14 protein-coding genes are annotated in these 13406 nt (G+C 69.0%); 3 read left to right on the top strand and 11 right to left on the bottom strand.

The features are described from left to right. Positions 1 to 36: 36 nt before the first annotated feature. The gene (locus Q7L73_RS13855) at positions 37 to 591 is read right to left on the bottom strand and encodes a hypothetical protein (RefSeq protein ID WP_304692391.1); all 555 of its coding nucleotides are present in this window, start codon (positions 589 to 591) and stop codon (positions 37 to 39) included. 13 nt (positions 592 to 604) lie between these two features. Next, positions 605 to 874, bottom strand: coding sequence for a hypothetical protein (locus Q7L73_RS13850; protein WP_304692392.1), 270 nt, complete (start codon positions 872 to 874; stop codon positions 605 to 607). An 89-nt stretch (positions 875 to 963) separates the two neighbouring features. Here Q7L73_RS13850 and Q7L73_RS13845 point away from each other — a divergent pair, with 89 nt between their 5' ends. Beyond that, a complete protein-coding gene (locus Q7L73_RS13845; protein ID WP_304692394.1) occupies positions 964 to 2637 on the top strand; it encodes a glycosyltransferase in 1674 nt (557 codons plus the stop codon). Positions 2638 to 2790: 153 nt separating this feature from the next. Further along, a complete protein-coding gene (locus tag Q7L73_RS13840; RefSeq protein WP_304692397.1) occupies positions 2791 to 3405 on the top strand; it encodes a plastocyanin/azurin family copper-binding protein in 615 nt (204 codons plus the stop codon). Here Q7L73_RS13840 and Q7L73_RS13835 read toward each other — a convergent pair. The 6 genes from Q7L73_RS13835 to Q7L73_RS13810 all read right to left on the bottom strand — a co-directional run bounded on the left by Q7L73_RS13835 (position 3398) and on the right by Q7L73_RS13810 (position 9496). Next, on the bottom strand, positions 3398 to 4225 hold the full coding sequence (locus Q7L73_RS13835) for a cytochrome c oxidase assembly protein (RefSeq protein WP_304692399.1): 828 nt from the start codon (positions 4223 to 4225) through the stop codon (positions 3398 to 3400). The two genes, Q7L73_RS13840 and Q7L73_RS13835, sit on opposite strands and share 8 nt — an antisense overlap. A 156-nt stretch (positions 4226 to 4381) precedes the next feature. Further along, positions 4382 to 5008 carry a cytochrome c oxidase subunit 3 gene (locus Q7L73_RS13830; protein ID WP_304692401.1) on the bottom strand — a complete coding sequence of 209 codons (627 nt, stop codon included), beginning with the start codon at positions 5006 to 5008 and terminating at the stop codon, positions 4382 to 4384. Beyond that, the gene (locus Q7L73_RS13825) at positions 5008 to 5871 is read right to left on the bottom strand and encodes a hypothetical protein (protein WP_304692402.1); all 864 of its coding nucleotides are present in this window, start codon (positions 5869 to 5871) and stop codon (positions 5008 to 5010) included. Before Q7L73_RS13825 ends, Q7L73_RS13830 begins: the two co-directional genes overlap by 1 nt. A 13-nt stretch (positions 5872 to 5884) precedes the next feature. Next, positions 5885 to 7801 (bottom strand): cbb3-type cytochrome c oxidase subunit I, encoded by a 1917-nt coding sequence (locus Q7L73_RS13820; protein WP_304692403.1) that lies wholly within the window; start codon positions 7799 to 7801, stop codon positions 5885 to 5887. A 37-nt stretch (positions 7802 to 7838) separates the two neighbouring features. Then, the gene (gene coxB, locus Q7L73_RS13815) at positions 7839 to 8852 is read right to left on the bottom strand and encodes a cytochrome c oxidase subunit II (RefSeq protein ID WP_304692405.1); all 1014 of its coding nucleotides are present in this window, start codon (positions 8850 to 8852) and stop codon (positions 7839 to 7841) included. A gap of 317 nt (positions 8853 to 9169) precedes the next feature. Beyond that, complete coding sequence (locus Q7L73_RS13810; RefSeq protein ID WP_304692407.1) at positions 9170 to 9496, bottom strand: helix-turn-helix transcriptional regulator; 327 nt, start codon at positions 9494 to 9496, stop codon at positions 9170 to 9172. Between the two features lie 340 nt (positions 9497 to 9836). On the opposite strand from Q7L73_RS13810, the gene Q7L73_RS13805 reads away from it, so the two are divergent. Next, complete coding sequence (locus Q7L73_RS13805) at positions 9837 to 10259, top strand: cyclic nucleotide-binding/CBS domain-containing protein (protein ID WP_370552427.1); 423 nt, start codon at positions 9837 to 9839, stop codon at positions 10257 to 10259. 112 nt (positions 10260 to 10371) lie between these two features. On the opposite strand, the gene Q7L73_RS13800 is transcribed toward Q7L73_RS13805, so the two are convergent. The 3 genes from Q7L73_RS13800 to ctaD all read right to left on the bottom strand — a co-directional run bounded on the left by Q7L73_RS13800 (position 10372) and on the right by ctaD (position 13397). Further along, positions 10372 to 10623, bottom strand: a complete 252-nt coding sequence (locus Q7L73_RS13800) for a hypothetical protein (protein ID WP_304692411.1) — start codon at positions 10621 to 10623, stop codon at positions 10372 to 10374. Between the two features lie 157 nt (positions 10624 to 10780). Continuing rightward, positions 10781 to 11686 (bottom strand): heme o synthase, encoded by a 906-nt coding sequence (locus Q7L73_RS13795; RefSeq protein ID WP_304692413.1) that lies wholly within the window; start codon positions 11684 to 11686, stop codon positions 10781 to 10783. A gap of 10 nt (positions 11687 to 11696) precedes the next feature. Continuing rightward, entirely contained in the window at positions 11697 to 13397 is a 1701-nt protein-coding gene (gene ctaD / locus Q7L73_RS13790; protein WP_304692415.1) for a cytochrome c oxidase subunit I, read from the bottom strand. Positions 13398 to 13406: the final 9 nt, after the last annotated feature.

The following is a 13406-nucleotide window of genomic DNA, read 5'->3' as shown; positions in this document are numbered from 1 at the left end:
CGGGAGGCGTCAGCGGGGCGCGGCGGCCGGGAAGGCCTAACACGCACCCGGGTTCTGGTCACAGAACGCGTCGGTGCCGGCGCCGCCGGAGCTGCCGCCGCCGCTGTTGCCGGTGCCGGTGTCGCCGCCGGTGCCGGTGTCACCGCCGCCGCCGACGCCTGCGCCGCCGCCGGTGCCCGCACCGCCGGTGTCGCCGCCGGTGCCGGTGTCGCCACCGGTCCCGGTCGTGCCGCCGCCGGTGTCGCCGCCCGTGTCACCGCCGCCGGTGTCGGTGGAGCCGGTGTCGGAGGAGCTGCCGGTGTCACCGCTGCTGGTGTCGGAGGAGCTGGAGCTGTCGCTGCTGCTCGTGTCCGGGGAGCTGGTGTCGCCGCCGGGGGTGGTGGCGGTCGTGCTGGTGGTCGAGGTCGTCGAGGTCGATCTCGCCGTCGCGCCGGAGGGGATCGTGGCGCTCGTGCCGACGGTCAGCGGCGGCGTATCGAGCGTGCCTGCGCTGGAGCTGCCGCCACCGCCGCAGGCCGACAGGCCGACGACGAGCGTCGCGCCGGCAAGCAGCGCGAGCAGTGGTCTGAGCGGGTGAAGGCGAGGCAGCAAAGGGCGAATCGCCTCAGCGGGGGAGCGGAGCCATCCGACGGCCGCAGGTCGGGCAGTCGTTGAGGTCCTTCTGGCACATCTGGTCACACCAGTTGCAGATGCGCAGGTTCTCCACCGTCCATGGCAGATCCGACGGCGACGGCGCAAGCGGGAGCAGCTGAGCGACGACCTCGAGCTCCTCGCCGGTCTCACGGTCCGTGTAGGTACGGTCCGCGTCGGCCTCGATGATGACCTCACGGCCGGTCGACGGAGTCCGCATGCGATAACGCTGTTGAATGCTCACGGGGCGGAATGGTACCAACGCCTCAGGTCGAACGGCCCGGTCCCAGCGGGGTTCGCGGTCTGCCGGCACGGATAGGCTGTCGCACCGATATGCGCGTGCTGATCTTCCACGGCTACCTGCTGGGTGGCACCGGCTCCAACGTCTACAACGCCAACCTGGCCGCGGCGCTGCGCCGGCTCGGCCATGAGGTCCACCTGCTGAGCCAGGAGCGGGCGCCGGAGCGGCTGCCGTTCGTCGACGCCTACGGCGACTGGGACGGCGGCGCGCTGCGGCTGACGACGAGAGTCGAGCCGGTCCGCTGCACCGCCTACCGGCCGGCGCTCGCGGGCCTGCTGCCGGTCTACGTCGCCGACCGCTACGAGGGGATCGAGGCGCGCCCGTACCCCGATCTGAGCGACGCCGAGGTCGAGGCCTACGTCGAGGCGAACGTGCGCGCCGTGCGCGAGGTCGCCGAGCTGGTGCAGCCCGACGTCGCGCTCGCCAACCACCTCGTGATGGGGCCGCTGATCCTCTCGCGCGCGCTGCCGCGCGTCCCGTACGCGGTCAAGATCCACGGCAGCGCGCTGGAGTACACGGTCGCGCCGCACCCCGAGCGGTTCCTCGCCGCCGCCCGCCGCGGCGTCAGCGGCGCGCGCGGCGTGCTGGTCGGCTCGCGCCACACGGCCGAGCGGCTGTGGGACACGCTGCAGGAGCCCGACCTGCCGCCCCGCACGCGGCTCGGCCCGCCCGGCGTCGACGTCGGCTCCTTCGCGCCGCGCGAGCCGCTCGCCGCGCGCGCCGGCCTGCGCGAGCTGGTCGACCGCATCGCCCGCACGATCGAGGAGAACGACACGATCGAGGCCGCGATCGCGGAGACGCCGATCGATCCGCTGACGGCGGAGACGCTGGAGGCCGCGGTGGCGGAGACGCCGGGCGAGGCGCCGTCGGCGTTCGCGCGCGACGAGCGCGAGGCGCTGCGGGCGCTGGAGCCGCTGCTCGAGCTGCCCGCGAGGACGCCGCTGGTCGGCTATGTCGGCAAGCTGATCGTCTCCAAGGGCGTCGACCTGCTGCTGGCGGCGTGGCCGCTGGTGCTCGCCGAGCATCCCGACGCGCGCCTGGTCGTCGTCGGCTTCGGCGGCTACCGCGCGACGCTCGAACGGATGCAGAACGCGCTCGCCGTCGGCGATCTGGAGACGGTCGCGGCGATCGCGGCCGCCGGGCGCGCCGCCGAGGGCGGCCCGCAGGGGAGACCGCTGCGGCTGCTGCAGGAGTTCCTCGCGCGGCTCAGCGCGGAGCCGGCCGCGCTGGAGCGGTACGTGAGCGCCGCCGCGTCGCTGCGCGAGCGGGTCGTCTGGACCGGCCGGCTGGAGCATGACGAGCTGCGCGACCTGCTGCCGGCGTTCGCGGCGCAGGTCGTCCCGAGCACCTTCCCGGAGGCGTTCGGGATGGTCGCGGCGGAGGCGGCCGCCTGCGGCGCGCTGCCGGTCTGCTCTGACCATTCCGGGCTGGCCGAGGTCGCGGGCGCGCTCGCCGCCGCGGCGCCGGCCGAGGTCGGCGGCCTGTTCGCCTTCCCGACCGACGAGGGACCGGTCGTCGAGGGGCTCGCGGGCCGGCTGCTGGCTTGGCTGGGCGCCGACGCGGGCATCCGCGAGCAGACGCGCGAGGCGATCGTCGCGACCGTCCGCGAGCGCTGGTCGTGGGAGGGCGTCGCGCGCGGCGTGATCGCCGCGGCGCAGGGTCGGCTGGACGAGCTGCCGCTGCCGCCCAGACGTTCTGAGCAGTAGGAACTGGAATCTCGTCGTGACTTCCGGATAGAGTCGCGCATGGAGATGATGAGGAGACGCGGAGGACTCGTTGTTTCGGTCGCGGCGACAGCGCTCGTTGGCCTGTTCGCGGGCTGTGGCGCCGACGATCTCAAGGGACAGCGAGCCGACGTCGTGCACGGCAAGCAGCTGTTCGTCGAGAGATGCGGAGCCTGCCACACGCTCGCCCGCGCCGGAACCAGAGGCAACGTCGGTCCTGACCTCGACGAGGCCTTCGCGCAGTCGATCAGAGACGGCTTCGGGCGCAGCACCGTCAGAGGTGTCGTGCACCAGCAGATCCTCTATCCCAACTCGAGAATGCCGGCGAGACTGGTGACGGGCGCGGCAGCGACCGACGTCGCCGCCTACGTCGCCGACGCGGCCGCCAAGTCCGGCGACGACACGGGCGCGCTCGCGTCCGCGGTCAGAAGAGCGGACCAGGGCTCGGCCGAGGCCGAGAACGGCAGAGTCGAGATCGACGCCAACCCCGACGGCCAGCTCGCCTACACGGTCGCGAGCGCCTCGGCCCCGGCCGGCGCGCTGGAGATCGACTCCAGAAACGCCTCCTCGGTGCCGCACGACATCGCGCTCGAAGGCGCCGACGGCGCTGAGCTGGGCAAGGGCGAGACGGTCTCCGGCGGCGGCGTCTCGAGAGTGTCGGTCGACCTCAGAGCCGGCAGATACACGTTCTTCTGCACCCTTCCAGGCCACCGCGAGGCTGGCATGGAAGGCACGCTGACCGTCAGATAGGCGTCGCCGAGCGCGCGCCGCTCTGGGCCGCGGCCTCCTGGTCGCGGTCCTCCTCTTGGGAGGCCTTCCAGAAGAACCAGGTCAGCGTGGCCATGATGACGACGATGTCGAGCACCATCATCAGCCCGCCGGCCGTGCCCTGGTCGCCGCGCGGCGAGTAGCCGAGCGGCCGCTCGCCGCTGCCGTAGGCGCCCTCGTAGAGGACGCCTCTGGCGAAGACGAAGATCATCCCGAGGAACATCGACGACATCCGCGCCGCGAAGATGTAGCCGATCTTCCACAGCTGGCCGGGCATGCGGCGCTTCTGCGGCTCCAGCACCGGCCACCACAGCAGCAGGTTGGCGGCGAGGAACGACTCGTGCTGGAGCACGTGCAGCAGCGGATGTCTCAGCGCGCCCTCGAACAGCACGCCGTAGTGCCACACCCAGATCGTCAGCACGTACAGCGGCAGCGCGACCAGCGGCTGGCGCAGCGTGCGGAAGATCCGCCGCAGCCAGCGCTGGCGGGCGAGCAGGACGAGCGCCGGGCGCGGCGGCCAGAACAGCAGCAGCGGCGCGCGCAGGCCGGCCAGCAGGAACGGCGCCGCGATGTCGCCGAGCAGCAGGTGCTGGGCCATGTGGGCGCTCATCAGCTCGCTGTCGTAGGCGTCCAGCGGGCCGTTGAGCGCGACCGTCACGAGCGCGATCCCGATCCACCAGCAGGCCTGCTGGCCGCGGCCGATCGTCAGGCCGCGGCGGCGGACGATCCGCAGCGCGCGCAGGTAGAGCCAGCAGACGCCGGCGAGCAGCAGCAGGACGACGGGGTCGAAGGCGACTCTCATGGCCTCGACCGAGTGTCGCGCGATCGCGCGCGGCCGGTGGCGATCAAGTCAGCGCTCGTGCCAGCAGCACGAGGCCGACGATCACGACCGCTGCGACCAGGACGTAGAGGAGGAGGCGGAACGCCTCCCCCTCGGAGCGAAGCGGGTTCAGCATCGCTACAGCAGGTAGACCGTGCAGTAGACGATCACCCACATCACGTCGACGAAGTGCCAGTAGATGCCCGGCACCTCGACGCCGCGATGCTCCTCCGGCGAGAAGTGCCCGCGGAAGGCGCGCACCGTCACCATCAGGAGGATCATCAGGCCGAGCGCGACGTGGGCGCCGTGGAGGCCGGTCAAGCCGTAGAAGACCGACGCCTGGGCGCTGTTCGACGGCGCGAAGCCGATGTGGACGTACTCGTTGATCTGGACGAACAGGAAGGTGGCGCCGAGCAGGAAGGTCGTCGCCATCCCCGCCTTGAACGCCGCCCGGTTGCCGCGTCTGATCGCCTCGAGCGCCCAGTGGAGGGTGATCGAGGACGACAGCAGTATCGCCGTGTTGACGCCGGCGATCAGCTTCGGCAGCTCCGTCCCCTCCGCCGGCCACGGGTTCCCGTCGACCACGCGGATGAAGAAGTAGGCCGTGAAGAAGGCCCCGAAGACCATGATCTCGGAGATGATGAAAAGCAGCATCCCGAGCAGCTGCGGGTCGACGCGGGAGCTTCTGTGCGCCGCCGGCGGGCCGTGATGGTGCTCGGCCTCGCCGGCGTGGTGCAGCCCGGCCGTGGAGGAGACGGCTTCCATCAGGCGGCCTTCACTCCGGACTCGGCGGCGGCCGGGGCCTCTTCGGCGACGTCGATCTCGACGTGCGTCACAGGCGCGACGGTGATCTTCTGGACGCGGTCGACGAGGTCGCTGCGCAGCCAGCGCGAGCGCATCTTCGGCAGCGTCGCGATCACGATCTCGTCGACGCGGTGGAACTGCAGCGCGTTCGCGACGGCGTCGTAGGGGTCGGGGTCGCCGATCCCGCCCATCGCCGGTATGCCGGCGGAGGAGAGTCTGTCCAGCAGCGTCTGCAGACGGCCCTTGGCCTGCTCGATGTGGTGGCCGTGGCCGCCCTCCTGGGGCACGACGACGAGGAAGCGGTGGGGCGAGTCGGTCGCGCGCCGTCTCAGCTCCTCGAACAGCGCCTCCGCTCTCGCCGTCTTGTTGGCGACGATCAGCGTGTGCGTCTCGGGATCTCTCTCGCGCTCGCTCTCGAGGTCGACGACGACGTGCTCGACCGGCAGGCCGGTCGCGAGCTGGATCCGCTCGAGCAGGTCGTGACGGAGCCAGCCGGAGCGGGTCTCCGGATGGGTCGAGACGATGATCTCGTCGATCCGGTACTCGCGCACGGCGTCGAGCGTGGCGGTGTACGGATCGGGATCCATCACGTCGCCGGTCGCTCTGATGCCGTGCTCGCCGATCGCGTCGAGCGTCTCGTTGATGCGCATCAGCGCGGCGTCGCGGACGGCGTCGTCGTAGATCACGTAGCCGTTGCGCGGGCGGTTCTGGGGTGCGATCACGACGAACTCGGCGTCGCCTCTCGCGTGTCGGGCGCGAATCGCCTCGACGAGGCTGTGGCCGCCGTGTGTTTCGTTCGCGACCACGAGGACTCTTCTGGCCATGGTGCGCTTCACCTCACTCTCTGGTCGGTGACGTCGCGACGGAGCCGGCCGGAGTCGGCTTCGCCTCTGTGGGCGATTGGAAGATGCCGTGGACGGCGCCGGGCACCCCGTACTCGTACGGGCCGCCGACGACCGTCGGGACGGCGTCGAAGTTGAAGATCGGCGGCGGCGAGCTGACCTGCCACTCGAGCGTCAGCGCGCGCCACGGGTTGGCCGCCGCGCGCGGGCCGCCGCGCCAGCTCGCGACCATGTTGTAGAGGAAGACGAGCATGCTCAGGCCGAGCGCGAAGGAGGCGATCGTGACGAGCAGGTTGAGCGTCGCGTACTGCTCGGCGTAATCGGCGACGCGGCGCGGCATGCCGTCGAGGCCGAGCAGGTGCATCGGCGCGAAGGTCACGTTGAAGAACACGAACGTGCACCAGAAGTGAATCTTCCCGAGCCGCTCGTCGTACATTCGCCCGGTCATCTTCGGGAACCAGTAGTAGATCCCGGCGAAGATCGTGAAGAGCGAGCCGCCGAACAGCACGTAGTGGATGTGGGCGACGATGAAGTACGTGTCCGAGACGTAGATGTCGAACGGGATCATCGACAGCATCACGCCGGAGATGCCGCCGAGCGTGAAGGTCGTCAGGAAGCCGAGCGCGAACAGCATCGGCGTGTCGAGGTGGAGCACCCCTCGCCACAGCGTCGCAAGCCACGAGAAGATCTTGATCCCGGTCGGCACGGCGATGATCGCGGTCGTGATCATCATCGGCACGCGGATCCACGCCTGCATGCCCGAGACGAACATGTGGTGGGCCCAGACGGTGAAGCCGAGCGCGACGATCGCCAGCAGCGAGAACGCCATCATGCGGTAGCCGAAGATCGGCTTGCGCGCCTTCACCGACAGCACCTCGGAGACGATCCCGAAGCCCGGCAGCATCATGATGTAGACGGCCGGGTGGGAGTAGAACCAGAAGACGTGCTGGTACATCAGCACGCTGCCGTTCTTGCCGCTGCCGACGAAGGCGTCGAAGAAGTTGAAGCCGAGCGCGCGGTCCAGCAGCACGAAGAACTGCGAGGCGGCGACGAACGGCGTCGCGATCACGACCAGCAGCGAGGTCGAGAAGTTCGCCCACACGAGCAGCGGCATGCGGAAGAAGCTCATCCCCGGCGCCCGCATCGTGATGATCGTGACGAGGAAGTTGAGCGCCGTCGCGATCGAGGAGGCGCCGGCGAACTGGACGCCGATCGTGAAGAAGACCTGTCCGAGCGGCATGTCGGTCGAGAGCGGGGCGTAGGCCGTCCAGCCGCTCGCGAAGGCGCCGCCGGGGGCGAAGAAGCTCGCCGTCAGCAGCAGGCCGGCCATCGGCAGCATCCAGAACGAGAGCGCGTTCAGGCGCGGGAAGGCCATGTCCGGCGCGCCGATCATCAGCGGCAGGACGTAGTTGGCGATGCCGGCGAAGACCGGGATCACGAACAGGAAGATCAGCAGCGCCGCGTGGACCGAGAAGAGGCCGTTGAAGGTCGCGCTGTCGACGAACTGCATCCCCGGCTGGGCCAGCTCCGCGCGCATCAGCATCGCGATCAGGCCGCCGAGGAACATGAAGAAGAACGAGACGCAGATGTACTGGATCCCGATCACCTTGTGATCGGTGTTGACGCGGAAGTACGCCTTCCAGCTCGTCGCGCCGTGGGAGGAGTGGTCCTCCGCGCGCGTCGGGCGGCCGGCCGCGTAGTAGAACCAGTAGTCGAAGCAGCCGAGGCCGACGAGGAAGAACAGCGGTATCGCTATCAGCGAGACCGTCGTGATCGCGTTGCCGTCCGACCACGCGTCGGGGTAGTGCATCAGCGTCCGCACGACGCCCACGAGCGCGTACGAGAAGGCCAGGCCGAGCAGAATGAACAGCGCTGCGCGGTACCAGCCCGGGGCGCGGAGCTTGGCGGTCATCAGCGGATCTCCTCCGTCACTTGCACACGCACCTCGGTCATCTCGACACGCTCGCGAGGTAGGTCACGAGGCCGTCGATCTGCTCGCTCGAGAGCGTCTGGGAGAAGTTGCTCGGCATCACACCGGGCTGATACCCCTCTTCGACTCTCTTGTCGGGGTCGACGATGTCCTCTCTGATCTCGTCCTCCGACTGGCCTCTCAGCGCAGTCGTGAGGTCGGGGCCTGCGCTGCCGTTGGTGCCCGCGTCCGCGAGCGTGTGGCAGCTGCCGCAGTTGGAGACGAACGTCTCTCTGCCGAGCGCGGCGGCGTCGCCGCCGCCTCCGCTCGCGCCGCCGCCGGAGTCCCCGCCGCCCGCGGCACCGCCGCCGGCGCTGCCGCCTCTGACCTGCTCGGCGATCCAGCTGTCGTAGGCGGCCGGCGTCACGACTCTGGCGGTCGAGCGCATGACGGCGTGGCCGAGGCCGCACAGCTCCGCGCAGACGACCTCGAAGGTGCCGGTCTTGGTCGGCGTCGCGCGCACCTCGGTCACGATCCCGGGGACCGCGTCGATCTTGACGCGGAAGGCCGGAACCCAGAAGTCGTGGATCACGTCAAGCGCTCTGACCTTGAACAGCACCGGCCGGTCCTTCGGCAGCACCAGCTGCGTCGTCTCGATCGTTCTGCCGTCCTGGTCGTAGGCGTATCTCCAGGCGAACTGCTGCCCGGTGACGTTGACGGTGAGGGTGTTCGGCTTCTTCTCCTCGATGTCCGTCAGGACCGTGTAGGCGTAGGAGCAGAGCGAGACGAGCACGATCGCCGGGATCGCCGTCCAGACGATCTCGAGGCGTGTGTTGCCGTGTATCGGCGGCCCGTCCTGTCTCTCCTGGCCAGGCCGCATGCGGAACTGCCAGACCGACAGCAGCGTCGCGCAGACCACCAGCACGAAGACCGGGACGGAGATGATCATCAACACGTCGTAGAGCGTGTCGATCGGTCCCGCCTGCTTCGCAGCGTCGGTCGGGAACCAGTCGATGATGAGGGCCAGCGCGATGCCGATCGCCGAAGCGACCAAGCCAACGCCAACCATCAATGCGACCGGATGTCTACGCACGCAGATACTCCTCGCTGCCGCCGTGGGCCTGCTCTCCTGTGCCGATCCTAAGCGAGCGGAGAGACGGTGCGCAAATGTGGTCGGTCACCGGACCGCGGACCGTTCAGCGTTGACCCCTCGGGGTAGGGGAGAGCGCCGCTCCTGACAGGGTCGGAAACGGGCGTTGCGCGCGCGTCGCGTGCGGGCGTCGCGCGAGTGCGCGCGACCGCGTGCAGGCACGCGAAAGCGACCGCCGAAAGGGCGGTCGCATCGCACGCCAGCAGCCGGTCGAGTCGCCCCTAGGCGGCGCGCGGCGTCTGCGACACGCCCTCGCGGGCGCGAGCGCGGTACGCCGACGGCACGTTGCCGAGGTGGCGGCGGAAGGTCTTGGCGAACTGCGCCGGCTGTCGGTAGCCAACCCGGCGGGCGACCTCGCGGACGGTCAGCGACCCGTTCGCGAGCAGCTCGGCGGCCCGCTCCATGCGGACTCTCGTGAGATGCTCGCGAAAGGTGGTGTCGCCGATCTCGGCGTAGGCCCGTTGGAGTTGGCGACGCGACGAGGCGACGCGACGGGCGATGTCGTCGAGCTCGAGGTCCGAGGCGTACTCGGCTTCGACGATCCGCACAGCCTCGTTATAGAGCTGCGTGCGGTGGCGGACTGTTCCTGGTCGTTGCGTGGGCACCGGACAGAGATACGGAGCGAGGACCAGTTTTGGATGGTCCGTACAGCGCGCTTGCGACAAGCTGGCGCACTCAAAGTCTTTGGGTACGTTAACGAACGAGTCGATTTCATTGAGTCGACCGAACTGGTGCGTTTGCTGAAAAAGACCAGCGGAGCGGGCATTTCTCGTGTTACAGATGGCGCATCGGCGTCACTCTGACCGGATCGGAGAGAGAACGGGCGTGTCGGCGTGGACCGAGGGGGTAAGCTTGCTGCAATCGTTGCAAGCGACCACGGAGGCGGCGATGCAGGTACGCGAGGGCATGTCCGCGACATCGTTGACCGTCGGCCCCGGCCACACGCTGCGGGAGGCGGCTCAGCTGATGCACGAACGGAGGATCGGCTCTGCGATCGTCCTCGACGCCGACCAGCCAGGGCCGGGGCTCCTCACGGAGCGCGACGTCCTCGCTGCGATCGGGCGGGGGCTGGATCCCGACGCCGAGCTGGTGGGGAACCATCTCACCAGCGACCTCGTGTTCGCGGCTCCCGACTGGTCGCTCGAGCAGGCGGCCTGCGAGATGGTGCGCGGCAGCTTCCGCCACCTGATCGTCGTCGAGGGCGGCGAGCTGGTGGGCGTGCTCTCGATGCGTGACGTCGTGCGCTGCTGGACCGAGGACGGCGCCGTCTGCGCCGTGCCGATGGCCGGCAGCGGGGCCGCGGCGCGTTAGCCGCACGCTGGTCCGGCCCGGGAGAACAAAAAACGGCCGCTCGAAGGAGCGGCCGCTGAGAGATGCGATGTGCGAGCGGCGCCGGGAGGCGCCGCTCGTCATCTGAGGCTGGCTAGTGGTGGTCGCCGGGACCGTGCGAGTGCTCGAGCGGAAGCTCGGAGATGTCCTTGCGCGTGCTGGCAATCCACTTGACCGTCGTGCTGAGGAACAGCACGAGGCCGATAATCAGGATCGGGAGCCCGCCGGTGATGCCGACGACGGTCAGCGTGATGCCGAGCGCGTTCAGGATCGGCAGGAGGCTCGGACCGGGGAGGTGGATCTCCTCGCCGACCGGCGGGGTGGTCTGCTCAGGCTGCTGGCTCATGGTTCCTAGGAGATGTAGATCGCGGCGGCCAGGAACGACGCGCCGAACATGAAGACGCAGACCGCCGTGGCGATCAGCGCGGAGCGGATGTTCTTGCGAGCGAGTCGGCGGTCCATGGTGTCCTCGAGTTCTACGGGTGAGTCGGGTTCAAAGAAGTTCAGAGCTTCACGTCGGCCACCATCGCGCCGAACAGCAGCGCGAGGTAGAGCATCGAGAAGAGGTAGAGCTTGAGCGCGGAGGCGCGGTCGGGCTTGCGCTGGAGTCTGATCGCGAGGAACAGGAACCAGCCGCCCAGGAGCGCGGCGCAGACGGCGTAGATGCCGTCGAACAGCTGCCCGGCGAAGGGCAGGAAGCTGACGGCGACGAGCAGGAACGAGTAGAGCGTGATCTGCCGCCGCGTCTCCTCCTCGCCGCGCACGACGGGCAGCATCGGCACGTCGACGGCGGCGTACTCGTCCTTCATCCGCAGCGCCAGCGCCCAGAAGTGCGGCGGCGTCCAGTAGAAGACGATCGCGAACAGGTAGAGCGCGGCCGGATCGAAGGAGCCGGTCGTCGCGACCCAGCCGACGAGCGGCGGGACCGCGCCGGCGGCGCCGCCGATCACGATGTTCTGCGGCGTCGAGCGCTTCAGCCACAGCGTGTAGACGAAGACGTAGCCGAGGAAGCCCAGCAGCGCGAAGCTCGCCGCCAGCACGTTCACGGTCAGCGACAGCAGCGCGAACGAGGCGACCTGCAGGCTGAAGCCGTAGATCAGCGCGGCGCGCGGGCTGACGCGGCCCGACGGGATCGGCCGGTTGGCCGTGCGGGCCATCTTCGCGTCGATGTCGCGGTCGTACCAGTGGTTGACCGCGCCGGCGCCGCCGGCCGACAGGTAGCCGCCCAGCAGCGTCAGCAGGATCAGGCCGATCGACGGGTCGCCGGCGATCTCCATCGTCGCGACCGTCGTCAGCAGCAGCAGCAGCTGGACCTTCGGCTTGGTCAGCGTCAGGTAGTCGGCAACGACCTGGCGCACGCCGCTGTGGGCGTGCGCCTTGACCGGGGTTGTGAAGCGTGACGCTTCCACGACGGTGAGCCTACGCGTTCGCGTGCGGCGTCGTGGCGGTCTCGTGCTCGATGCCGGACTGACGCTCGACCTGACGGCGAATGTCCTTCATCGGCTCGACGGAGCGGACCCGCGGGACCTCGTCGAAGTTGTTGACCGGCGGGGGAGAGGTGGTGAACCACTCCAGCGTGTTGCCCTTCCACGGGTCGGGACCCGCGATCGCGCCGTTCTTGTAGCTGCGGATGAAGTTCACGAGGCTGATCAGGATGCCGACGCCGAGTACGAACGAGCCGACGGTCGAGATCTGGTTGTACAGCGTCCAGCCGGCGTCGCCCGGGTACTGGTAGATGCGCCGCGGCATGCCCGAGAGGCCGGCCGCGTGCTGGACCAGGAACGTCATGTTGAAGCCGACGAACATCCACCAGAACGACACCTTCGCGAGCGTCTCGTTGCAGAGACGGCCGGTCATCTTCGGGTACCAGTAGTAGAGGCCCGCGAAGATCGTGAAGACCGCGCCGCCCATCAGCACGTAGTGGAAGTGAGCGACGACGAAGTACGTGTCGGTCAGCTGCCAGTCGACGGGGAAGACGGCGAGGAAGATGCCGGTGATGCCGCCGATCACGAAGATCGAGATGAAGCCGACCGCGAAGTACAGCGGCGACGCCGTCACGATCGAGCCACGCCACAGCGTCGCGATCCAGTTGAAGATCTTGACGCCCGTCGGGACGGCGATCAGGAAGGACGACAGCATGAAGAAGCCGAGCACGACGGTCGGCACCGGCACCGCGAACATGTGGTGAGCCCACACGAGCGCCGCCAGGAAGGCGATCACGGCGGTCGAGGCGGCGATCGCCTTGTAGCCGAAGATCGGCTTGCGGGCGAAGACCGGCAGGATCTCCGAGATGATCCCGAAGCCCGGCAGGATCATGATGTACACCTCTGGATGGCCGAAGAACCAGAAGAGGTGCTGCCAGAGGATCGGCGAGCCGCCCTCGGTCGGGTCGAAGAAGTGCGTCCCGAAGTGGCGGTCGGTCAGCAGCATCGTGACCGCGCCCGCGATGACGGGGAGCGCGAGGATCAGCAGCAGCGCGTAGATCAGGATCGTCCACGCGAACAGCGGCAGACGGCCCCAGCCCATGCCGGGCGCGCGCATGTTGACGATCGTCGCGTAGAAGTTGACCGCGCCGACGAGCGAGGAGATGCCGGTGATGTGGATCAGGAAGATCCACGCGTCCTGACCGCCGCTCGGCGTGAACATCTCGTTCGAGAGCGGGGTGTAGGAGAACCAGCCGGCCTCCGGCGGCTGCCACAGCAGCGACGCGTAGAAGACGATGCCGCCGAACGCGAGCAGCCAGAAGGAGAGCGCGTTCAGACGCGGGAAGGCCATGTCCCGCGCGCCGAGCATCAGCGGCAGGAAGTAGTTCGCGAAGCCCGCCATGATCGGTACGACGAAGAGGAAGATCATCGTCGTGCCGTGGAGCGTGAACAGCTCGTTGTAATGCTCAGGCGTGAGGAAGTTGTTGTTCGGCGTCGCCAGCTGGAGGCGGATGAGCAGCGCCTCGATGCCGCCGACAAGGAAGAAGCCGAACGTGAAGACGATGTAGAGAATCCCGATCTTCTTGTGATCGGTTGTCGTCACCCAGTCGATCCACCGCGCCTTCTGGCGCTCCTTGTGGACCTCGTGGGCGAGCACCTGCGGCACGGGCTGCGTCGCGAAGTCGGTGGTTGCCATGATCGGTCG

Source organism: Conexibacter sp. CPCC 205762 (assembly GCF_030646155.1).
Lineage (GTDB): Bacteria > Actinomycetota > Thermoleophilia > Solirubrobacterales > Solirubrobacteraceae > Conexibacter.
The sequence above is the reverse complement of the archived record's forward strand: the minus strand, read 5'-3'. Positions and strand labels throughout refer to the sequence as shown.